This window comes from Streptomyces sp. NPDC001530 (assembly GCF_042894545.1).
In the GTDB taxonomy this organism is placed as follows: Bacteria; Actinomycetota; Actinomycetes; order Streptomycetales; family Streptomycetaceae; genus Streptomyces.
In genome coordinates this window covers 1-21493 of the sequence record NZ_JBIAVS010000006.1, presented here as the reverse complement: position 1 = coordinate 21493, position 21493 = coordinate 1, and the positions used below count along the sequence as shown (strand labels likewise).

Below are 21493 nucleotides of genomic sequence, written 5' to 3'. Positions count from 1 at the left end.
TGTAACAGGACGGAGGGGATACACCGGAAGCACCGGGCGACAGCCGACACACACGGCGCACTGCGGAAACCGGGTGCACGGGGCGCCCACGTGACGGATCATGGCGACATGTCTGCGAACCCACACGACGCTCTGCCGATCCGGCTCAACGTCGACGACAGCGACTCGCCGTCGGACGTCGTCGACGCGCTGTTCCTCGGCCGCTTCGCGACGGGCGAGCAGCCGCACTCGCACGCGGCGAACATCGACCGCGTACGGTCCGGGGCGACGCTCCTCCCGCCTGGCGCGCGGGTGCTGCGCTCGGCCCGAGACGACGACCGCAGCGCGACCCTCGCCGAGGGCGACGGCTGGACCCTCCTGATCTCCCGCTGGAACCGCGGCGCCGACGTCACGGTGACCGCGACCAGCACTGAGCTGGCCGAGAAGGTACTGAACCAGGCGACCGACGGCGCGGCGGACGAACCGGAGCCGCAGCCGGAGAACGTGACGATGGGGTTCTGGTACGTGTCGCCGCGCCGGGGCCCGCACCGTACGACACGCCAGATCTCGGCGGGGACGTGGGAGGAGGTCCGCCCCAACTACACGGCGCCGGTGGCGGACGCCATGGACCACCTGATGAAGACGACGCCGGAGGACATCGCGGGCCGGCTGTTGCTGCTGCACGGCCCGCCGGGCACCGGCAAGACGTCCGCGCTGCGCACGCTGGCCCGGTCCTGGCGCGACTGGTGCCAGGTCGACTGCGTCCTGGATCCCGAGCGGCTCTTCTCGGACGTCGGCTATCTGATGGACATCGCGATCGGCGAGGAGGACGGTACGGGCAAGGGCCGCTGGCGGCTGCTCCTGCTCGAGGACTGCGACGAACTGATCCGCGGCGAGGCCAAGCACACGGCGGGTCAGGCGCTCTCGCGGCTGCTCAACCTCACCGACGGGCTGCTGGGCCAGGGCCGCAATGTGCTGGTGGGCGTCACCACGAACGAGGACCTGGAGCGCCTGCACCCCGCCGTCGTCCGCCCCGGCCGGTGCCTCGCCCGCATCGAGGTCGGCCCGCTGACCCGCCCCGAGGCGGTCAACTGGCTCGGCACGGAGGAGGGCGTCTCGCGCGACGGCGCGACCTTGGCGGAGCTGTACGCGCTGCGCCGGGGGACGACTCCGACGTCCGTACCGGATCCGCGGGAGGGGGCGGACGCGGGGCTGTATCTGTAGCGGCCTGGTACCGCGCACGGTGCTTTGATGGGTGTATGACCCTGTTCGTCGGGACGTCGGGGTGGCAGTACAAGGACTGGCGCGGCGTCCTCTACGCGGAAGGGCTGCCCCTGCGGCTCTGGCTGGAGGAGTACGCGGCACGGTTCGCGACGGTCGAGATCAACAACGCCTTCTACCGGCTGCCCTCGCGGGAGAACTTCGAGAGCTGGCGGGAGCGCACTCCCCCGGACTTCGTCATCGCCCTCAAGGCGAGCCGCTATCTGACCCACATCAAGCGGCTGCGCGACCCCGAGGAGCCGGTGCACCGTCTGATGACCCACGCCGCCGGCCTGGGCGACCGCCTCGGCCCGGTCCTGCTGCAGCTCCCGCCCACCCTGCACGCCGACCCGGGTCTTCTCGACGACTGTCTGGCCCGCTTCCCGTCCGGCACGCGGATCGCGGTCGAGCCGCGCCATGACTCCTGGTGGACGCCGGAGGTGCGCAAGGTGCTGGAGTCCCGGGGCGCCGCCCTGTGCTGGGCCGACGTGCTGTCCCGCCCGGTGACCCCACTGTGGCGGACCGCCGACTGGGGCTACCTCCGCTTCCACGAGGGCAGCGCCCGACAGTGGCCGCGCTATGGCCACCAGTCCCTGACGACCTGGCTCCGGCGCATCACGGACACCTGGCCCGACGACGCCGACGTGTACGCGTACTTCAACAACGACGTCCACGCGGCGGCGGTCCGGGACGCGGTGACCTTCGCCCGTGCGGCGAGGGCGACGGGCCTGACCGTCACGCGTACTCCAGAGCGCCTACCGGCGGGATAGGAAGTCCCGCCGCAACGGCGCAGCCTGGCGGTGGCGAACCCGCCGCTGCCCCTCCCGGGACCGCGGGAAACGGCTACTCCCCGTAAGCCGCCCTCAGGGCATCCCGTACGGCGTCGAGCGCGGCCGACTCGGTGAGGCCGAGGCGGCGCGCCCGCTCGGCGTAGGCCTGCGCGGCGGTCGCGGCCTCGCGTGACGCGGCGTCGCCCGCGGCGGCCACGAACGTTCCGTTGCGGCCCCGCGTCTCGATCACCCCGTCCGCCTCCAGGGCCCGGTACGCCTTGGCGACGGTGTTGGCCGCGAGGCCGAGCGACTCGGCCAGCCCGCGCACCGTGGGCAGCTTGTAGCCCACCGGCAGTGCGCCGGACCGGGCCTGCTCGGAAATCTGGGCGCGCACCTGTTCGTACGGTGCGGTCCCCTCATCGAGGTGGATCTTCAGGGTCACGCAGCGATTGTCCCGTACCCACCGGAAAATGAGAGGCATCCGCACACGACCCACGCGTAGCGTGCAACTCCATGACAGTGATCGTTCGCGCACTGCGCCGCGGGAACCGGGCAGACGCCGAGGCCTACGCCCGCATCCGCCACGTGGCCCTCCCCTTCATGCTCTTCACCGCCGAGTCCGTCGCCTACGACCTGGAACGCGCCCACCCGGACTCCCACTACCAGCCGTTGCTGGCCGAGGAGGACGGCGAGTTCATCGGCGTGGCGCAGATGGGCATCGTCTACGACAGCCCGGAGCCCGGGCACGCGTTCCTCAGCGTGTACACGCACCCGGAGCGGACGGGCCGCGGCGCGGGCTCCCTGCTGGCGCGCACCGCCGAGGAGCGGCTCGTCACGCTCGGCGCGACGAAGCTCCACACCTGGGTCCTCGACGCACCCGCGAACCGCGCCTTCGCGGAGAAGCGCGGCTATCGCGCGAGCCGTTCCGCCCACTTCCTCCGCCTGGACCTGGCGAACGGCACCCTGCCCCCGCGCGAAGAGCCGCCCGCGGGCGTCGAGTTGCGCACAGCGGCGGACTTCGCGGACGACCCGCGCCCCCTGTTCGACCTGGACGCCGAGACGCTCCTGGACGAACCGAGCGACGTCGACCGCGAGTTCACGGACTACGAGGCATGGCTGCGGGAGACCTGGCACCACCCCCTCCTCAGTCACGAGCTGACCTCGGTCGCGGTGGTCGACGGCCGCCCCGCCGCGTTCAGCGCGGCCCGCACGGACGGCGGCACCCGCTACGGCACGGTGATGACGGGCACCGCCCGTGCCTTCCGCGGCCGCGGCCTCGCGAAGCTGGCCAAGAACGACTCCCTGCACCGCGCCCGCGCCGCCGGCTTCACGGAGGCGTTCACCGGTAACGACTCCGGCAACGGGCCGATGCTGGCGATCAACAAGTGGTGCGGTTACGAGATCTGCGCGACGGAGGTGACGTATGTCCGTGAACTCGGCTGAGTCGCATGGCTCGCTGGAGGTCGTCCTCGTCAAGTACGGCCGCACCAAGATCAGTTACCCCGCGGATCTGGTCGACGACGACGGCACCCGGGTCATCGTGCGCGCGCCGTGGGCGGGCGACGCGGCCCGCGACTTCGGCTTCGTACGGTTCGAGCAGGGCGATGTCTCCACCGAGTACTACTGGCGGGACCGCTGGTATGCGGTGAAGGAGGTCCGTGACGCCGAGGGTGTGCTGAAGGGCTGGTACTGCGACATCACCCGCCCGGCCACTGTCTCCCGCGGCGAGCTGGTCGTCGAGGACCTCGACCTGGACCTGTGGCGGTCGGCCGACGGCAGGACCGTACTGCGCCTGGACGAGGACGAGTTCGCGGCGAGCGGCCTGGCGACCACCGATCCGGCGGCCGCGGCCGCCGCCGAGAACGCGCTGGACGAACTCGAACGCCTGGCCCGCGAGGGCGACTTCGAGGCGCTGCTGGCCTAGGCATGGAGGGACGCCGCCCCCTGAAAGAGCTGCCTGCGCCTAGGGGGCGGCGATCACCGCGTACCGCTCGTCCTCGACCTCCCGTCCCCACAGACGGGCGTCGTCCGACAGCGGCTCCACGCGGATGTCGGCCGCGAGCGGCTTCAGGAAGGCGGTCAGCCGGTCGGCGGGTATGCCGACCGGGCTTACTGTCCCCCACACTCCCTCGACGAGGACGAGCCGGCCTCCGGGGCGGAGCAGTCCACGCCAGTGCCGCAGGACGCGCTCGGGGTCGGGCAGCGTCCACAGGACATGGCGGCAGAGCAGCACGTCGAACCGCTGCTCGCCGATGGGCGGCGCCGCCGCGTCACCGACCAGGAACACCGCGTCACGGCCGGCCAGCTTCGCGCGAGCGAGGTCGACCATGCGCGGCGACCGGTCGACCCCCGTGACCCGGTGCCCCCACTCGGACGCGAGCAGTGACAGGCTGCCGGTGCCGCACCCCAGGTCGAGGACGTCGGCCGCGCGCTCGGGCAGCCACGCCCGCAGCCGGGTCGCCCAGGCCTCCCTTACGACGGGGTCGCGCAGGCCGTGGTCCGGCTCGTCGTCGAAGGTGACGGACTCCGCGTCCCAGTCGACGCCCGCCCCCGGATTCATGTCACTGTTACTCGTCATGCGCCCCAGGGTGACACCCGCCACTGACAGTCGATTCGTGACAGCCGCCACAGACAGATTCCGACCGATGAGGAACTCTCCCGGAAAGGGTCTACCTCCGTACACAACGGAACCCGGTAGGCACAAGGAGGCAGCCATGCGCCGTGTGACCGTGCAGAAGCCCCTGAGGAAGTCGGACTCCCGCCGTGTGCGGGACGAGGCCGACGAGCGTCCGGCCGAGCGCCCGGAGGTCCGCAAGGACATCGCACGAACGTGGTGGCCGGACGGCTGAGCCGCCACGACCACCACGAGAACCGTCAAACCACCACCGGAACCGTCAGACGAGTACCAGAACCGTCAGACCAGCCTCTTGCGGTAGTGGATCCGGTCGTACGGCCCCTCCGCGCGCCGCTCGACCACCTCGTACCCGTACTTCGGGTAGATCTTCTGGTTCTCCCACATCAGCGCGTTCGTCAGGAGCCTGATCTCGGGCAGACCGAGCGCACGCGCGCGTGCGTCCACGAAGTGCAGCAGCCGTCGCCCGACGCCTTTGCCATGGGTGTCCGGGTGGACGGCGATGATGTCGAGGTACAGATGATCCTCGCGCTCCTCGACCACCACGAGCCCGGTCACCGGCTCCCCCGTGACGTACACCCGCCCCGCGGCCACGTTCGCCGCGTGGTCCGCCTCCATGGGCGCCGGTACCAACCCGATGCGCTCGATGTAGGGATGGAACGCCGCGTCGATCACGGCCTTCACGACCGGTACGTCGGCGGCGACGGCCGGCCGGATCTCCTCATCTGTCATGCCGCGAACGCTACCTACCTGATCGCAGTCTCAGCACTCCCTTAACGGCGCCATAAGGATCTCCCCCACCCGCCTCCAGCAGGCGATTTCGCGGTTTCTTGGGGCTAGCTTGCTGATCGCCCCCACGGGATTCAGCCCACGGGTTCGCCCCATGCCTCCAGGACCGTTTCCGAGGAGTTCCCCCATGCCTGCTCGCCGCAAGGTCGCCGTGTTCGCCGCCGTCGGTGTCGCGCCGCTCGCCCTGACCGCGCTGGCCACCGCGCCCGCGTCCGCGCACGGCACGATGGGTGATCCGGTCAGCCGGGTCGCCCAGTGCTACGCGGAGAATCCGGAGAGCCCCACGTCGGGCGCCTGCAAGGCGGCCGTCGCGGCGGGTGGCACCCAGGCGCTCTACGACTGGAACGGTATCCGGATCGGCGACGCGAACGGCCGGCACCAGGAGCTCATCCCCGACGGCAAGCTGTGCAGCGCGAACAACGACGAGTTCAAGGGGCTCGACCTGGCGCGCGCCGACTGGCCCACGACGAGCGTGAGCAGCGGCGCGTACACCTTCAAGTACCGGGTGACCGCCCCGCACAAGGGCACCTTCAACGTGTACATCACGAAGGCGGGTTACGACCCGTCCCAGCCGCTGGCCTGGGACGACCTGGACCTGGAGCACCCGGTCGCGACGTCCACCGACCCGGTCGCCTCGGGCGGCTTCTACACGTTCTCCGGCACTCTCCCGGAGCGTTCCGGCAAGCAGCTCCTGTATGCGATCTGGCAGCGCTCGGACAGCCCGGAGGCCTTCTACTCCTGCTCGGACGTGACCTTCGGGGGAAGCACGAGCGGAAGCGGCGGCAGCGGAAGCGGCAGCGCTGGTTCCGGGAGCGGCTCCTCCCCCGCTCCGACCGCCTCCGCGCCCTCTGACGAGCAGATAGCGGACGGTGCCGACAAGTCGACCGTCGAGCACCACGGTCACGGTGACGACGACGCCAGTACGTCGGCGGAGCCGGCGGCGACGACCGCGAGTCCCGCCGCGGCCGTCACGGACACCTCGAACGAGCCGAAGGCGGACGGTTCCTCGGGGAACCTCGCCGAGACCGGCGGCGACTCCACCACGTCGTACCTCGCGATCGGCGGGGCGACCGCCCTGGCGCTCGGTGCCGCGGCGCTGTTCGCCTCGGTCCGGCGCCGTGCGATGTCGGGCGGCCGCCACGGCCGCTAGGACGAGGGACTCCGGAGTCTGTCCGGCGGCTCAGGCCGGACAGACCCCGGCGGTGTGCTCGGCTCCCGGCGGCGTGCTCAGCTGAACACGGACGCGCAGGTGGTCGCGGTGGCGTGCGCCGGATCGAGGGCGTTCGCCACCTCGTGGTACGCGATCCGGTCGAGGAGACCGATCGCCACGTGCTCGGAGAAGTCGACCGGGCACAGGTCCTGCAACAGGACGTTGTGGACGTCGGATCCGCTGAGGAATCCCGAGCTGTACGGCGTGACCACCTCGTCGTGCTTGGTGGCGATGACCGTGTAGTGGACGCCCGCGACGGTGTCGCCGCCGGCGTTGAGCTTGGTCAGGAACGCGGATCCGGCCATCTGGTCCGCGAGCCCCGGAGTGGACGCCTTCAGCAGGTCCTCGGCACCCGGGAAGTACGGCAGCAGGTTGGTCAGGCCACTGAGGGTGGTGCCATGGTTGTCGGGCGCGAGGCCGACGAGGGCGTTCACCTTGGCGGCTCCGCCGAGGAACTTGAGGTAGTAGCGGGGCATCATGCCGCCCTGCGAGTGACCGACGAGGTCGGCCTTGGCGGCGCCGGTCGCGGCGAGCACCTTGTCGACGAACGACTGGAGCTGTTCGGCCGACTTGTCGATGGGGCCGAGGCCGTTGAAGAGCGGGACGCCGGGCAGTTGCCCGTAGTCGAGGGAGTAGACGCAGTACCCGCGGCCCACCAGATAGGGCGCGAGGGCCAGCCAGTTGTCGACGGAGTTCCCGAAGGTGCCGTGGACGAGGACGACGGGGCGGGGGTGGGCGGTGGACGGCTTGCAGGAGTAGGTGTTCCAGCCACTGCTGGGGGCGGAATCGGCTCGGGCGGTGGCAGCGGGGACGACGGCGACCGCGGCGGTCAGCAGCAGCGCGGTCAGGGGTCTGAGCACTCGCTTCCAGGGCAGCATCGTGTGATCTCCTTGCGGCTCAAGGGAGTTGCGACGGCATACGCCCTGTGATCCGGATCACGAGGATGCTGTTCACTTGTCAAGTTACGGACGAGTAGTGCAAGTGTGAAGTTACGCGTCAGTAAAAACTTCCAGCGGTAACCACCGTCGGCGGTTGCAGCCGGGTTACAGCTGATGAAGCGTCACCAGACAGGCTTGATGGGGCCGTAGGGCGCGATGCGCAGCAAACGGTCGTACAACGCGCGCAGGTCACTCTCCCCGAGCAGCTCGCCCCACGCCCGCACGACGTCGGCGGCCGCCTCCTCCGCCGCGCGCGTACAGGCCCAACCGAGCTCGGTCATTACGACCAGCCGGGCGCGCGCGTCGACGGGATGCGGGCGCCGCTCGACGTACCCCTTGCGGACGAGTTCCTCGACGAGCTGGCTGGCGGCCTGCTTGGTGACTCCGAGGTGGGCGGCGAGGTCGGTGACCGTCGCACCGCCCGGGGCGAGCCGCGTGAACGCGAAGCCGTGCGCGGGCCGCAGCCCCTCGAACCCCCGGGCGACCACGCCCTCGTGAATACGTTGCGTCAGCTCCCCGGCGACGGCGAGCAGCGCGGCGGACAGGGCCATGGCCTCGGAGTTCTGCACGCATGCATTGAAACACCCTTGACGAATTGGTCAAGCAGCTTGACCATAGGGGTCAGCCCATATGGTCAAGCAACTTGACCATCTATCCATCCACTCGGAGGCACCCGTGCCGGTCATCCGCTCGTCCGAAGCCATCGTCCACGAGATCCACGGCGCCCGTTTCGTCTCGTACGCCACTCCCCTGAGCGGCAGCAAGGAGCTGTGCGCCTGGCGCGGCGAGATACCCGCGCGGCACCAGGCCCCCGTGCACACCGTCAACCGCGAGGAGATCTTCCATCTCCTCTCCGGCGAACTGCTGATCACCCTTGACGGCCGCACCGAGACGGTCACCGCGGGCGACACGGTGATCATCAACCCCGGGGCGACCCTCGGCGTCGAGAACCCGACGGACGAGGTCGCGATCTCCTGGGTCACCACGTCCATCGGCCTTCAGGCCGAGTTGGCCGACGGCTCGGTACTCACTCCACCCTGGGCCAACTAGAGCTGCTGGAGGACGAGTTCGGAGCGGGTGAGCTCCAGTAGGCGGCCCATCCACGCAGGGGCGGTCCTACGGCGGTTTTCGCCCCCTCCGCCCCTACCCAGGCTTTTCAGCCCCGACGCGCCGGCCTTTCCGGCCGAGAGGAAAAGCCAGACGGACACCCCATCGCCCCGGAGAACCGACCGATTCAGACACCAGTTCGATACGGTGGGCGACCGCCGACCGGTTCACATCCAACGGCAGGATCGGCACCCCCCGCCGCCGCGCGTCCGCCAGCAGCAGCCGCTTCGGATACATCCCGGGGTCGTGCGTGAGCAACCCGGCGTAGAACGCGGCCGGGTGATGGGCCTTCAGCCACGCCGACTGATACGTCGGCACGGCGAAGGCGACCGCGTGCGCCTTGCAGAAGCCGTACGACCCGAAGGCCTCGACGATCTCCCAGGTGCGCGCGATGGTCTCGGCGTCGTACCCCTTCGCCGCCGCGTGCTGTGCGAACCAGAAGCGGATCCGCCCCTGCGACTCGGGGTCGGAGAGTCCGCGCCGCACCCGGTCCGCCTCGTCGCGCCGCCGGTCATGATGTCGACGACGAGGTCGTGGAAGGTCGCGGGCTGCAGGCGTCCGACCAGGTCCCGCTGCGCTCTTCATTAGTCAAGTCATGTGCCGACTTTGGGACTGTCGGGATAGACGACGTACGTCCTGTGGCAACGGCGTCGAGTGGCTGGGCGCCGATCTCATCATCGGCGCCCAGCAGTGGTCACGAGACGAAGCCGCGGGTCACGTGCGTTCCCGCCCCGTCGTTCTCGGCGTGGTAGTTCGACTCCCCGACGCAGTCGCTGTACTCATAGTTGGCCCTGGACGTACCGCTCAGGCCGCCCGCGTCAGTTGAGGTCGGGCCTCCGAAAGTGACATCGGACCTGGGCATTTCCGCGCAGCTCGGGATCCCGGCGTAGTACTCCACGAAGCCTCCCTGGGAGCCCTGGAGACTTCCGCTCCCCGACGGCAGGTTCCAGGAACCCAGGTGCACGGAAACGCCAGTCACGGCGTCCGTCGCCGTTCCGGTCCACGCGTCGGTCCCGGTCCGTTCGACCTTGATGTCGTAACGGTGTCCGTAGACGGCGTCGAAATCCACGGCGCAGGTCACACCGGGCCCGCCGTCGGCGCCGGCGTGACAGAGCGGGTCGGACGTGGTCGCTCCATCGGTGAAGGTGGAGAACCGTGCCGAAAGCCGCTCGTGACCACCGCTGTTCTCCCGGGGCTGGAGGCCGGTGTAGCCGAAGGCGTGCGCGAAGTCGAATTGCCGGGCGAAGTAGATCCCGCCCCTGTGCGCGGTCTCAGGGTTCACGGTGATGGGGAAGGTGATGTTGCTCATCCCCTCGGACGGGATGTTGGGGATCGACCATCCGATGGAGACATTGCCGCCGCCCACGTCCGCGGACGCCGCCTGAGGCGTGAGCACGAGCAGCCCCGTCGCCACGCCAACGGTGGCCCAGCGACGGAGAGTTGAGGTGGCCAGGTTTGACATGTGCTGTCCCTCTCTCGATGTGTGGGGGTATGAGGGGACTCGCAGATTCGCCGCGCCCGAACGGCGTTGGTGTCTGCGAGGACGCACTGGCCGGAGAAGGAGGCGCGAGTCGTGAATCGTTCGTCCGCACCACCGGTCACCTGAGGGGCGCGCTATGCCACTGCCTCAGGGCTCCGTGAAGAGCTTCGTGACTGAACGGAGTTCGCCTGACGGTCACTTGGCATACGTTGTACTCGCTCCCAGAAAGCGGCTCCATGGACGAATGAGCGAGGGGACTTGGACTCTTCGCTGAATCTTGGAGCGTCTACTCCGGGCTCTCCAGGCCGGCGGGAGCGCAAGCGAATGAGCGTCGGTCTCGCCCCGGCGCACCGACGGCTGACCGAGCCTGCCGGTCGACCGGAGCGCCCGATACGTCCGGGCGCCTGCCGGGCGACCCATGAGCAGGTGCTCCCGACGGAGATCATCGTCCGCCAGTCGACCGTTGCTCCGCGCGCCTACTCGGGTTGAGGCCGGGCCCCCGCCCACGGTTCCACCCCATGGCCGGGCTCCGCGCCAACCGAGTACGCCCATGTCGGTGGGATTGCGCCGTCGCCCATGCCCAGAAGCATCTGCTGTCTCGGTCTGACGGTCAGTCGGAACGGCGCGCCCGAACCTCGGCTGCTTCAGCGCGCGTGACGTGCGGACGAGCGGCTGCGTCTGCGGATCGTCCTCATGGCGGACGTGCTGCCGACGGCGAGCAACAGCGCACCACCAGCCGCGAGGGGAATCGTCGTGTCGCTGTCACCGCCGGTCGCGGCGAGGTCAGAACCGCTCTGGGCCTTGGGCGACGCAGGCTGGGCGGACAAGAGCCCTCGGGCTCCTCCATGCAGATGCCTCCGCGCCGAAATCCGAGCCAAAAACCGACAGTGGCTCAGACAGTAGAGAAGCGCTTTCTTTGACGATCTGGCGGAGGCTCCTGACGAGACCGGTCGACACGTGAGTGACGGCGTGCGCATAGGTGTTGACGTGGACGGTGGTGCTCACGGCAGCTCCAACTCGTCGGTGTTGAAGACGATCCGGGCCGCGCCAACGTGGGACTCGGTCTCGGCAGGCACGTCATCATCGCGGTCGCGGACGTTGATCTGCGGGTGTCCGGCGAGGGCCGCGCGCAGTTCGGGCGCGTCGGTGACAACGCAAGCCGCCATGGTTCCGGAAACCTTCCTGCGTGCGGCTGCGGCGTCGCCGGACGGCACCTCGCGCCGCCGCAAACGACGCCCCAGGGGGCCGGGCGACCAGATTCAGGTGCGGGAGATGCTCAGCTCCGCAGAACGCCGACTGCCCCGGGCTCCACCGACAGGATGGTGGTCGCCCAGATCCTCGACGGCGTGTTGTTTGCTCAGCGTCCCGCGCGTCCAGACCGCAGGAGCGCCGCTGACTGGGCACTGCGTGCGGCGAAAGGCGGCTGTGCGGGCGTCGGCAGCCCGCCTCTGCGGCTGACCACCCTCTGCCTTGCGGCACACACGGACCCCTCGACCGGTCGCGGGTGCGCCGAGGTGGACCGGATCGCGCGTGAGTGTGGACTCGTTCCTGCGGCTCTGTTCCCTGTGCTCGACCGATTGGCGGCGGCATCCCTCACCTCCTGGAGCGTGACCCTCGCCGCAGGAGATCTGTGCTGGGAGCTGCCACCGAAGGGCGATCCGCGTCAGCGGGCAGCCGACCGATCTGACACCGCCGTAAGTCCCGACTGACACGACCGATCCGAGACTCGTTCCCATTACGGAAAGTGGCGTTCGTACGACATACCGTCACCCATCCGTCCGCCTTGAGTCGCTGAATGACTGCGGCGCGGTGTGTACCACGGGGTTGATTTCCCCCAACTGCTCTCCCCGACCGAGGAGGTGACGAGGCGGCGCCTGTTCCGGCCACTGCTCAACTCACCAATGAATCGTTTACGTGTTCGAATGCGGGTCGCTGACCGGGACTGATGGGGTTAGAGTAATCGAACGCGAGTACGATGAACATATCGGGTGTATGGCCGAAAAGGGGTGGAGTGATGGAGGTGCGGCATGGAGGGTTTCGCCCACGTGCACGTCGCGTCCGGTTACTCCGCCCGCTACGGCGCCTCCCATCCGGAGCAGCTCGCCCGGCGGGCGGCCGAGCGGGGCATGTCCGCGCTCGCACTCACCGACCGCGACACGGTCACCGGGGCCGTGCGGTTCGCGCAGGCCTGCGCGAAGGACGGGGTCCGGCCGCTCTTCGGCGTCGACCTGGCAGTGGAGGCCATCGCGCCCCCGCCGCCCGGCCAGCGCCGCCGTACCCCGGCGCGCGGTGGCGCGCACGTCGTCGAGCCGCCGCTGCGGTTCGTGCTGCTCGCCCAGGACAGGGCGGGATGGGCGCGGCTGTGCCGCATCACCTCGGCCGCCCATGTCGGTGCCGTGTCCGGTACGCCGCCAGTGGTGCCATGGGAGGCGCTGCGCGAGTACGGCGGCCCCGGCCTGACCGTGCTGCTCGGGCCGCTCTCAGAGCCGGTGCGGGCGCTGTCGGTGGGCCGGGAGGACGTCGCGGTGAAGCTGCTGGCGCCCTGGCGGGAGATCTTCGGGAGGGGAGTCCGGCTGGAGGTCGTTGCGCAGAATCGTTTTGGCACAGGTCCGGGATCCCTCCGCCTGGCCGCCCGCACCCTCGCGCTGGCCGACCACACCCGCACCACCGCGGTGCTCTCCAACGCCGTCCGCTACGCCGACCCGAACCAGCACCGCCTCGCCGACGTCCTGGACGCCGCACGGCTGCTGCGCCCCATCGACCGGCGCCACCTGGACAGCGGGCAGCGCTGGCTCAAGGGCGAGCGGGGGATGGCGGTCGTCGCGCGGATGGTCGCCGAGTGCGCCGGAGGAGACGTCCGGCGGGCGCGGCGCCTGATGGCGGACACCGCCGCCACGGCGGCCGCGTGCACCGTCGATCCCGCAGCGGACCTCGGGCTCGGCGCCCGGCACTTCCCGGAACCGGCGCTCTTCGGCGCCGACCCCGGAGCGGGCGGAGCCGCACAACTGCTGCGCCGGCAGTGCGAGGAGGGGCTGGTCCGGCGCGGCCTGGACCGTGACCGGACGGCGCTCGACCGGCTGGAGCAGGAGCTCGCCGTGATCTCCGAGCTGAACTACGACTCGTACTTCCTCGCCGTCGGCCAGGTCGTCGCCGACATCCGCGCCAAGGGCATCCGGGTCGCGGCCCGCGGCTCCGGCGCCGGATCGATGGTCTGCCACGCCCTGGACATCGCCACCGCCAACCCGCTCGACCACCGTCTGCTGTTCGAACGCTTCCTCAGCGTGCGCCGGGCCTCGCTGCCCGACATCGACATCGACGTGGAGTCGGCTCGGCGGCTGGAGTGCTACGACACGATCTTCGAACGGTTCGGGAAGGAGCGGGTGGCTGTCACCGCGATGCCCGAGACCTACCGGGCGCGCCGGGCCCTGCGGGACACCGGCCTCGCGCTGGGGATCGCGCCCGCGGACGTCGACCGGATCGCCAAGAGCTTCCCGCACCTGCGCGCCTCAGACATCACCAGCGCCCTCGCCGAACTGCCCGAACTGCGGCAGCTGGCCGGCGAAGCGCACCGGTACGGACCGCTGTGGGAGCTCGCCGAGGGCCTCGACTCGCTGGTCCACGGCATGGCCATGCACCCCTGCGGCGTGGTCATCAGCGACGCGACCCTGCTGGACCGGCTGCCGGTGCAGCCCACCCCGCAGGGCGACTACCCGATGGCCATGGCGGCGAAGGAGGAGATCGAGGCGCTGGGCAACATCAAGCTCGACGTCCTGGGCGTGCGCATGCAGTCCGCCATGGCCCACGCCGTCGCCGAGATCGAACGGACCACCGGCAACCGCATCGACCTGGACGACCCGAAGCAGGTGCCCCTCGACGACGTCTTCGCCTTCAAGCTCATCCAGGAGAGCCAGACCTTGGGCCTATTTCAATTGGAGTCACCTGGTCAGCAAGATCTTTTGTCGAGACTGCAGCCACGCGATCCTCAGGACGTCATTGCCGACATCAGTCTCTTCCGTCCCGGTCCGGTCGCCGGTGGCATGCCCGAGCGGTACATCGCCGCCCGCCATGGCGGCACGCCGTCGTACGCGCATCCGGATCTGGAGCCGGTGCTCGCCGACACCTACGGCGTGACCATCTGGCACGAGCAGATCATCGAGACCCTGTCGGTCATGACCGGCTGCGACTATGCGCTGGCGGAGATCGCCCGGCGAGCGCTCGGGGAGAAGGACCGACTGCCCGGGATCAGGGACTGGTTCCACAGCCTGGCACGCGCGCGTGGCTACAGCGCGGCGGTCCGGGATGAGGTCTGGAAGACCATCGAGGCCTTCGGCGCCTACGGCTTCTGCCGCGCCCACGCGGTCGCCTTCGCCGTACCCGCCCTGCAGAGTGCCTGGCTCAAGGCCCACTACCCAGCGTTCCTGCTGGCCGGCCTGCTCGAACACGACCCCGGCATGTGGCCCAAGCGCGTCCTGGTCTCCGACGCCCGCCGCAACGGCGTACAGCTCCTGCCCGTCGACATCAATCACTCCCAGGTGAAGCACACCGTGGAGAAAGCCGACGGAGACCAGTGGGGCGTACGCCTTGCCCTCTCCGGGGTGCACGGCATCAGCGAGGAGGAGTGCGCCCGAATCGAGGAGGGGCAGCCGTACGGATCACTGTCGGACTTCTGGCAGCGGGCGCGTCCCAGCAGACCGGTCGCCGAGCGCCTCGCCGAGATCGGTGCCCTGAACTGTCTCCACGACGGCCGGCTCACCCGACGTGATCTTCTGCTCCAGATCGCCGAGTTGCACCGGCAGTCCCGCAACCGGACCGCGGGTTCAGGCCAACTCCCCATCGATGCAGGTGCTGTTGGAGGAGCGGAGCCGAGCGGGCTGCCTGAGATGACCGGACGCGAGGCCCTGAGCGCCGAGTTGAGTACTCTCGGCATCGATGTCTCCAAGCACCTGATGGAGCACCACCACAGACTGCTGCGCGAGATCGGCGCGACCGACGCCGCGCACCTGGCCGGGATGCGCGCCGGTCAGCAGGTGCTTGTCGCGGGCGTACGGGCCTCCACCCAGACCCCGCCGATCGCCAGCGGAAAGCGGATCATCTTCGTCACCCTGGAGGACGGTTCCGGCCTGGTCGACCTGGCCTTCTTCGAGGACTCCCACCCGGCCTGCGCGCACACCGTCTTCCACAGCGGGCTGCTGCTGGTGCGCGGCACGGTCCAGGTGCGCGGCATCCGCCGTACCGTCGTCGGCTCCATGGCCTGGGACCTGGACGAGATCGCCGCCGCCCGCCGGGACAACGGCCCCGAGGCCGCGCTCGCCCTCCTCGGCGAGAGCCGTCCGCACCCGACCCCCGCCCAGCCGCAGCGCACCCTGGCCAACGGCACCACCGGCGCCCGCCTGCACCCGTATGCCGACCTCCAGCCCGCCGGCACCCGTTCCGCCGACCTGAAGAAGTTCGGCTACACCAGCCCCGGGAGTGCGGGATGAACACACGTCAGCGGCACATCGCCCACCTCCATCTGCACGCGGGGCTGACCGAGGATCAGTACGGAGATATAATCGAACTGTTGTACGGCATAACCCCCCATGTGCAGGCCATCCCGCCCAACGCCGTCCAGCTCGACCTGACTTCGGCGCTCCGATACTTCGACCTCTCTCCCTACGACATGGTCCAGATGACGATGATGAGGCTGAAGCTCTTCTACGACATCGACAGCAGTGCCGGGCTCGCGGGCAACCGCATGCTGGCGGCGATGGCGGCCGACGCGTCCGCGCCGGGCGAGACCACCTGGGTCCCCGCCGAGCGGGCCGCCGACTGGCTCCACCCCCGCCCGGTCACCGCGCTGCCCGGGATCGGCCGCGCCACGGCGTCGACGCTCGGCAGATACGGCCTGCACACCATCGGCCAGCTCACCGACCTGCCTTCGGTGACCCTGCAACGGCTCCTCGGCGCCGGCCAGGCACGGCTCCTGGCCGAACGCGCCCGCGGCCACGACCCCCGCCCGGTCACTCCTTCGGAACCGGCGGAGCACCTGACCGCCGACCTGGTGTTGGAGCGGGACTGCCTCGATCCAGCACAACATCACCGGGCGGTCCTGGGGCTCGCCGAGCAGCTCGGCGGGCGCCTGCGCGGTGAACGGCGGATCGCGAGCCGGCTCACCCTCACGGTGCGGTACGCCGACCGCAGCTCCAGCACGCGCACGCGTGCGCTGCCGGAGCCCACCGACCACTCACCCGCCCTCGCCGCGACCGCCCTGGGCCTGCTGACCAGCCTCGGCCTGCAACGGGCAAGAGTCCGCGCCTACGCGATCCGCGCCGACGGTCTGCGGCCCGCCGAGAGCGCCTACTGGCAGCTCTCCCTGGATCCCGGCGATGCCCGGGCCCGCGCGGCCGAAGTCGCCGCGGACCGCGCCCGCCGACGCTTCGGGCCGCAGGCCGTACGTCCAGCTGCTCTGGCGGACTGACCGCTTGTGCCAAGAACCACGAATACAGGCTTTGATCAGGCCGATCTCATGTTGCGCAGGTCAGACGGCACCTTTCCGTCCTGCGCCGTTCAACGGTTCCGGTTCCGTCCCTGGCTGATCAACTGGTTGCTGCCCTGGGCGGGGTGACGGTTGGCACTCTTCGTCGTTCCGGCCTGCGACCACACGACCCGGGGAGCCAGTCGGCGGGGGCGCCGCGACGGAATCCCCTTACCTCAGGTGTGACGCGAAGAGTGCGGCAACTCTCTCCCTGTCGCTACACATCTGCGTAGTGCGGACGGACTGATACCGCTCGCGGTGCTGCGACGGTGGGAAGACCACTGGAGCCATTGCCGACAGCTGGTCGGTTCTGCTTGGAGGTACGCATCATGACCGAGACGGTCCTCCCGTCGCAGCGCGAACTCCGCCACGGCGCCCCTGTCGTCGACCTCTCTGCCGATGCGCCGGTCAGACCCCCCGTCCTGCGGACCATGGATCTGGCCCGGCAGCACGGCCCGGCCTTCTTCCAGCGGATCTTCGACCGCGAGCTGCTCGTCGTCAGCGGGCTGGACCTGGTCACCGAACTGGCTGACGAGCGGCGGTTCGCGAAGGCAGTGGGCGCGCCGCTGCTGAACGTGCGGGAGTTCGCCGGCGACGGCTTGTTCACGGCTTTCAACGACGAGCCGAACTGGGGCCGGGCGCACGACCTGCTGATGCCGGCCTTCGGTCTGGGGGCGATGCGCACTTATCACCCCGTGATGTTGCGTGTCGCCCGCCGCCTCATCGATGCCTGGGACCGCCACGCGGCCGCGGGAGCGCCGGTGGACATGGCTGACGACATGACGCGCATGACGTTGGGCACCATCGGCCTGGCCGGTTTCGACTTCGACTTCGGCTCCTTCGGGCGACCGGAGCCACACCCGTTCGTCGCGGCCATGGTGCGGTGCCTGGACTGGGCGATGCTGCGCCTGACGCGCCGGCCGGGTGCCGACTACAGCCACGCCGACGAAGCATTCCGGACCGACGCGGCGTACCTGGCGGGCGTGGTCGACGAGGTCATCGCGGCACGCACTACGGCCGGGGCGTCGGAGCAGGAAGCCAAGGACCTGCTCGGCTTGATGTTGCGCGCCACCCATCCCTCCGACGGGAAGCCCCTGGATGCGGCGAACATCCGCAACCAGGTGATCACCTTCCTGATAGCCGGGCACGAGACCACCTCCGGCACCCTCGCCTTCGCCCTGTACTTCCTCGCCAAGCACCCCGCCGTGCTCCACCTGGGGCCGTGGCGCAGGGCCGGGAAGACCGGCAAACGGGGGCCGCCCGCCACCTCAAGCAGCTCTCCCAGCGCTGGAAGGCGGTAGGCAAGACCGCCCTGGTCGCCCGCGCCTACGCCGCCGGCCTCCTGGCCCAAGGCACCTGGCCTCCTGCCCCAGCCCCGACCGCCCGTCAACCTGCGCAGAGGGCCGGCGAAGTCCACGAAGGACACGGGCCCTCCGGCTGCCGGTGACGGAGCGCACCCATGCCTGGCAGAACGCCTTCCACCGGCTCGCCCACTGCTACGAACGCCGCAGCCACGTCATCGACGCGTTCGACCTCGCCGACACGATCATCATCGTACGTAGCCTGATCCGCCGGGCCTGGACCACCCACCGCTGGGACAGCCGTCCACAACGCCGAGCATGAACTGGCCCATATCCGCGCGACTTAGTCAGCGGGTCCGCAGAGGCTCCGCGTCACGGTGTTACGGCGTGAGCAGGGCGAGGTTCACGGCGTTGGCCATCGCCTGATAGCCGGCGTCGTTGGGGTGCAGCTTGTCGGGGCTGGCGTAGGCGGGGTTGAGGGCCAGAGGGTTGCCGGGGTCCCGCATTGCCTGGTCGAAGTCGATGACGCCGTCGAAGTAGCCGCCGCTTTTGCGGATCCACTCGTTGACGTCTTTGCGGACCTGCTCGCCGTAATCCGTGTAGTAGCCGGCCCCCTTGTAGGGCAGGATCGTGCCGCCGATGACCTTCACGCCGGCGGCGTGGGCTTTGTCGATCACGTCCTTCATGCCGTTCACAAGTTCCGCGGCGGTCACAGGGCTGTGCCAGTTCGGGCCGACGTTTATTCCGATGTCGTTGATGCCCTCCAGCATGATCACGTATTTGACGTTGGGCTGGCCGAGCACGTCGTGGGCGAAACGGGTCTGGAGACTGGGGTTGTTGCCGTCGGCTTCTGACAGCACGCGGTTGGAGCCGATGCCGGCGTCCACGACGCCGAGGGTGGGGCCGCCGGGGGCGGAGTTCATGCGCCGGGCGAGGTAGTCGGGCCAGCGGCGGTTGGCGCCCCAAGTGGAACCGACGCCGTCGGTGATGGAGTCCCCGACGCACACCAGGGTTCCAGCGGCGGTCGGGGAGATGACGTCCAGGCCGTCGAGGAAGTACCAGGATGCGTTGTTCGTGTTCGGGTAGTTGCCGGTGCCGTCGTCGGTGACGTGGTTGCCGGCGGTGGAGATCCAGGCGGTTTGCTGTGCCTCGCGGTGCCACGTGGTGCCGGCGGGCGTGCCCGGCAGGTGGATGCTCACGAGCTGGTTTGTGTCCGCGGCCACGGCCATCGGGATCGGGTCGCTGGCGACGTCCTGCCCGGCGGGGATGGTGACGGAGGCGTTGCCGTTGAAGGTGACGGTGTGGTGCGTGCCGGGGACGGCGGTGCCGGGGGTGCTGCTTTGCTGGGCGACGTCGACGGCGTCGATGGTCAGCGGTGCGGTGCCGTAAAGGTTGCTCAGCCGGACGCGGAGCATGGACCCTGCCACCGTGGTGTGAGCGACCATGCGGATGCTCTGGTTGGTGAAGGAGGGTCCGTTTTTCATCAGGCCGGCGGTGTAGGTGCCGACCCGGGTGAGCTGGGTGAGAGTCCAGTGCTGGTTGGCGCCGCCGCCGGACGCCCACTGGATGATCTCGGTGCCTTCCTTGGTGGACGACTTGATGTTGTCGGCGAGCAGGCCGTTGGCGGCGTTGGCAAGGGTGTAGGTGCCGTCGCCGACGGGTTGGATCTTCCATTGCTGGCGGCTGGAGCCGTTGCAGGTGTTCTGGACGAGCTGGATGGAGTCCTGCGAGTTGGGGGTGTCCAGACACAGGCCGCTGTTGGCGCTCCTGACGGTGTAGGCGCCGGAGCTGGTTCGGGTCAGGAACCATTCCTGGTTGGCCCCGTTGTTCGACTTCCACTGGATGATGGGTGCGCCAGGGGAGGTCGAGCCGTATTTGACGTCCATCAGCATGCCGCTCGCGGCGTTCGTCAGGGTGTAGACGCCGCCGGAGGCGGGGACTGCCGAGGCCGCGTGGGCCGTAGCGGCGGTCCCGGTCAGCGCGCAGGCCGCAAGGACCAAGGCGACCGGGACCGCGAGGCGTCTGGGTATTCGCACAAGAACCTCTTCCTTGAGTCTTTGCGTGGTGAGGGGGCGCGGCGCGGGGCATCCGAAGTTCCGGCGCTCCACCTCTTGCCGCGAGATAGGCAAGGATGAGGCATCTCCCGTGCGACGAGAGCGGCCATGGGACGCCCGCCTGACCCACGGGTATCTTCGGACGGCCCGCGTCAAGAGTTCGTACTGCTCCCGGCTGGCCGCTCGTGGAGGTGGATCCTTTCCCTGCCTTGCTGGGGGGTTGTATCGATGGCGGCCACCTTCGCCTCGGTGCAGGCAAGGCGTCCATGGACATCTCGCGGCGACGCTTGCACTCTCTGCCCCGACCGGGCGGCTGAATCTTTTGTGCGGGTGGGGCGACCGGCCGACTCATTCGTTCGTGACACGTCTCGTTGATGTGCCCGTGCTTCTGCCGCGGCGAGCGTGCCGGACACGTCGGTGCAGGGGATCTTGCCGGTCCAGACATGGCCGACGACGGCGTCATGGACGTTGGCCTGGGTGACGATCTCCAGGCTCGTGATGTTGGTGCCGCTCACGACGGTGAGCGTCTTGGGATTGCAGCGGACGATCCCGTAGAAGCGTTTGCCGATCTTGGCGAAGTCGCCGGGCTTGAAGTCGGTGCGCATCCAGACGCGGATGCCCTTCTCGGCTCGGGCGGCGTCCAGGTGCTTCTTCCAGTAGGCGTTCACTGCCTCTCACATCGCGGCGAGCGCGCGGTTGATCGCCAGGAACTGCTCACTGCGGCCGATGCCGACGCGGGCGGTGTTCTGCCGGAGCGAGACGGAGAGGATCTGCGAGCCTGCGGCGAGTTCGGCGAACCGCTTACGGAAGGTCTTGCGCCAGTGGCCATACCCGTACCTGCCGAGCCAGATGACCCAGTGGTCCTCCCGCGGGAGTATCTCCGGTGGAGCTTCCGGACTTCCGCTTCAAGGCTGTCGATCCGGTTGACGGTCCCGATCGCCTCGCGGCCGGCCTGGTACCCGGCGGCGGCCTTGGCACGGCCCGCCCAGTGCTCGCCGGGCTTGACGTGCCCATATCCGCGATGTTCCTTGGTGTCGGTCCTCCCCTGCTGACGACGCACGCGGAGCCGGCGGGCATCGAACGGGCCTGCTCGCCCCGCTCTTCGGGCACGGAAGCTACCCAATCTCACCTGCCCACCCGCTCCGCCCCAGGTCCGATGCGGGCACACATCCAGCCAAGCGGGCAGAATCGGGCAAACTCGGGCGTACCGCAGGCCTGGCCACCGCCGCACACCCGCTGTAGAACTTTCTTCATGAGCCCTGCCGGACCTGACCGGGCAATGCGCTTCGGGTGCGTACCCCTGCCGGCCCCTCAGACCCGCGGCCGGTGAGGGATCCCGCAAACGGGCCACCCGATTGGCGCACGGACGCCGAGGGGGCTATCGTCGAGAGGGAGAACGACCGGTCTTCCTACCCTTTGGGGAATGGCCTCTCGGCCTTCTGGGGCGGGACTGCCTCCA

Annotated in this window: 19 protein-coding genes and 3 pseudogenes; 11 read left to right on the top strand and 11 right to left on the bottom strand. The window is 69.6% G+C overall.

Translation table 11 applies throughout. The annotated features are described in order from the left end of the window. The first annotated feature begins 108 nt into the window (after positions 1 to 108). Positions 109 to 1203 carry a DUF5925 domain-containing protein gene (locus ACFY0T_RS13005; protein ID WP_388868351.1) on the top strand — a complete coding sequence of 365 codons (1095 nt, stop codon included), beginning with the start codon at positions 109 to 111 and terminating at the stop codon, positions 1201 to 1203. 35 nt (positions 1204 to 1238) lie between these two features. Then, on the top strand, positions 1239 to 2009 hold the full coding sequence (locus ACFY0T_RS13000) for a DUF72 domain-containing protein (RefSeq protein ID WP_388868348.1): 771 nt from the start codon (positions 1239 to 1241) through the stop codon (positions 2007 to 2009). A 73-nt stretch (positions 2010 to 2082) separates the two neighbouring features. On the opposite strand, the gene ACFY0T_RS12995 is transcribed toward ACFY0T_RS13000, so the two are convergent. After that, the gene (locus ACFY0T_RS12995) at positions 2083 to 2451 is read right to left on the bottom strand and encodes a GntR family transcriptional regulator (RefSeq protein ID WP_388868346.1); all 369 of its coding nucleotides are present in this window, start codon (positions 2449 to 2451) and stop codon (positions 2083 to 2085) included. Positions 2452 to 2522: 71 nt separating this feature from the next. Here ACFY0T_RS12995 and ACFY0T_RS12990 point away from each other — a divergent pair, with 71 nt between their 5' ends. Then, positions 2523 to 3452 (top strand): GNAT family N-acetyltransferase, encoded by a 930-nt coding sequence (locus ACFY0T_RS12990; RefSeq protein ID WP_388868343.1) that lies wholly within the window; start codon positions 2523 to 2525, stop codon positions 3450 to 3452. Beyond that, positions 3433 to 3933 carry a DUF402 domain-containing protein gene (locus tag ACFY0T_RS12985; protein ID WP_388868341.1) on the top strand — a complete coding sequence of 167 codons (501 nt, stop codon included), beginning with the start codon at positions 3433 to 3435 and terminating at the stop codon, positions 3931 to 3933. The genes ACFY0T_RS12990 and ACFY0T_RS12985 overlap by 20 nt, the downstream gene beginning before the upstream one ends. A 39-nt stretch (positions 3934 to 3972) precedes the next feature. On the opposite strand, the gene ACFY0T_RS12980 is transcribed toward ACFY0T_RS12985, so the two are convergent. Further along, a complete protein-coding gene (locus ACFY0T_RS12980; RefSeq protein WP_388868338.1) occupies positions 3973 to 4587 on the bottom strand; it encodes a class I SAM-dependent methyltransferase in 615 nt (204 codons plus the stop codon). A gap of 136 nt (positions 4588 to 4723) precedes the next feature. Between ACFY0T_RS12980 and ACFY0T_RS12975 the strand changes: the two genes are divergently transcribed. Continuing rightward, a complete protein-coding gene (locus ACFY0T_RS12975; protein WP_356140129.1) occupies positions 4724 to 4858 on the top strand; it encodes a hypothetical protein in 135 nt (44 codons plus the stop codon). A 65-nt stretch (positions 4859 to 4923) separates the two neighbouring features. On the opposite strand, the gene ACFY0T_RS12970 is transcribed toward ACFY0T_RS12975, so the two are convergent. Continuing rightward, positions 4924 to 5373: a GNAT family N-acetyltransferase gene (locus ACFY0T_RS12970; protein WP_388868335.1), complete on the bottom strand. Its 450-nt coding sequence runs from the start codon at positions 5371 to 5373 to the stop codon at positions 4924 to 4926. A gap of 184 nt (positions 5374 to 5557) precedes the next feature. Here ACFY0T_RS12970 and ACFY0T_RS12965 point away from each other — a divergent pair, with 184 nt between their 5' ends. Next, positions 5558 to 6580 carry a lytic polysaccharide monooxygenase gene (locus ACFY0T_RS12965; protein WP_388868332.1) on the top strand — a complete coding sequence of 341 codons (1023 nt, stop codon included), beginning with the start codon at positions 5558 to 5560 and terminating at the stop codon, positions 6578 to 6580. 77 nt (positions 6581 to 6657) lie between these two features. On the opposite strand, the gene ACFY0T_RS12960 is transcribed toward ACFY0T_RS12965, so the two are convergent. Together ACFY0T_RS12960 and ACFY0T_RS12955 are read right to left on the bottom strand one after the other, a co-directional pair. Further along, complete coding sequence (locus tag ACFY0T_RS12960; RefSeq protein WP_388868329.1) at positions 6658 to 7518, bottom strand: esterase/lipase family protein; 861 nt, start codon at positions 7516 to 7518, stop codon at positions 6658 to 6660. Positions 7519 to 7700: 182 nt separating this feature from the next. Next, a complete protein-coding gene (locus ACFY0T_RS12955) occupies positions 7701 to 8147 on the bottom strand; it encodes a MarR family winged helix-turn-helix transcriptional regulator (RefSeq protein WP_388868326.1) in 447 nt (148 codons plus the stop codon). Positions 8148 to 8253: 106 nt separating this feature from the next. Here ACFY0T_RS12955 and ACFY0T_RS12950 point away from each other — a divergent pair, with 106 nt between their 5' ends. After that, positions 8254 to 8628, top strand: a complete 375-nt coding sequence (locus tag ACFY0T_RS12950; RefSeq protein WP_388869370.1) for a cupin domain-containing protein — start codon at positions 8254 to 8256, stop codon at positions 8626 to 8628. 144 nt (positions 8629 to 8772) lie between these two features. On the opposite strand, the pseudogene ACFY0T_RS12945 reads toward ACFY0T_RS12950, so the two are convergent. The 4 genes and pseudogenes from ACFY0T_RS12945 to ACFY0T_RS12930 all read right to left on the bottom strand — a co-directional run. Next, positions 8773 to 9260, bottom strand: a pseudogene (locus ACFY0T_RS12945) (DNA polymerase III subunit alpha); the annotation flags it as partial. Positions 9261 to 9379: 119 nt separating this feature from the next. Further along, a complete protein-coding gene (locus tag ACFY0T_RS12940; RefSeq protein ID WP_388868324.1) occupies positions 9380 to 10147 on the bottom strand; it encodes a hypothetical protein in 768 nt (255 codons plus the stop codon). A 662-nt stretch (positions 10148 to 10809) separates the two neighbouring features. Next, entirely contained in the window at positions 10810 to 10992 is a 183-nt protein-coding gene (locus tag ACFY0T_RS12935; protein ID WP_388868322.1) for a hypothetical protein, read from the bottom strand. A 174-nt stretch (positions 10993 to 11166) separates the two neighbouring features. Beyond that, positions 11167 to 11331 carry a hypothetical protein gene (locus tag ACFY0T_RS12930; RefSeq protein ID WP_388868319.1) on the bottom strand — a complete coding sequence of 55 codons (165 nt, stop codon included), beginning with the start codon at positions 11329 to 11331 and terminating at the stop codon, positions 11167 to 11169. A gap of 861 nt (positions 11332 to 12192) precedes the next feature. On the opposite strand from ACFY0T_RS12930, the gene ACFY0T_RS12925 reads away from it, so the two are divergent. From ACFY0T_RS12925 to ACFY0T_RS12910, 4 genes and pseudogenes are all read left to right on the top strand, one after another. Continuing rightward, positions 12193 to 15645, top strand: coding sequence for a DNA polymerase III subunit alpha (locus tag ACFY0T_RS12925; RefSeq protein WP_388868316.1), 3453 nt, complete (start codon positions 12193 to 12195; stop codon positions 15643 to 15645). Then, positions 15642 to 16622, top strand: a complete 981-nt coding sequence (locus ACFY0T_RS12920) for an ImpB/MucB/SamB family protein (protein ID WP_388868313.1) — start codon at positions 15642 to 15644, stop codon at positions 16620 to 16622. The genes ACFY0T_RS12925 and ACFY0T_RS12920 overlap by 4 nt, the downstream gene beginning before the upstream one ends. Before the next feature lie 386 nt (positions 16623 to 17008). After that, positions 17009 to 17896 (top strand): annotated as a pseudogene (locus tag ACFY0T_RS12915) (cytochrome P450); the annotation flags it as partial. Positions 17897 to 18128: 232 nt separating this feature from the next. Then, positions 18129 to 18302: pseudogene (locus ACFY0T_RS12910) on the top strand (IS5/IS1182 family transposase); the annotation flags it as partial. Between the two features lie 58 nt (positions 18303 to 18360). Here the strand turns inward: ACFY0T_RS12910 and ACFY0T_RS12905 are convergent. Further along, positions 18361 to 20016, bottom strand: coding sequence for an RICIN domain-containing protein (locus tag ACFY0T_RS12905; RefSeq protein ID WP_388868311.1), 1656 nt, complete (start codon positions 20014 to 20016; stop codon positions 18361 to 18363). Between the two features lie 170 nt (positions 20017 to 20186). After that, a complete protein-coding gene (locus tag ACFY0T_RS12900; protein ID WP_388868308.1) occupies positions 20187 to 20702 on the bottom strand; it encodes a hypothetical protein in 516 nt (171 codons plus the stop codon). Positions 20703 to 21493 lie beyond the last annotated feature (791 nt).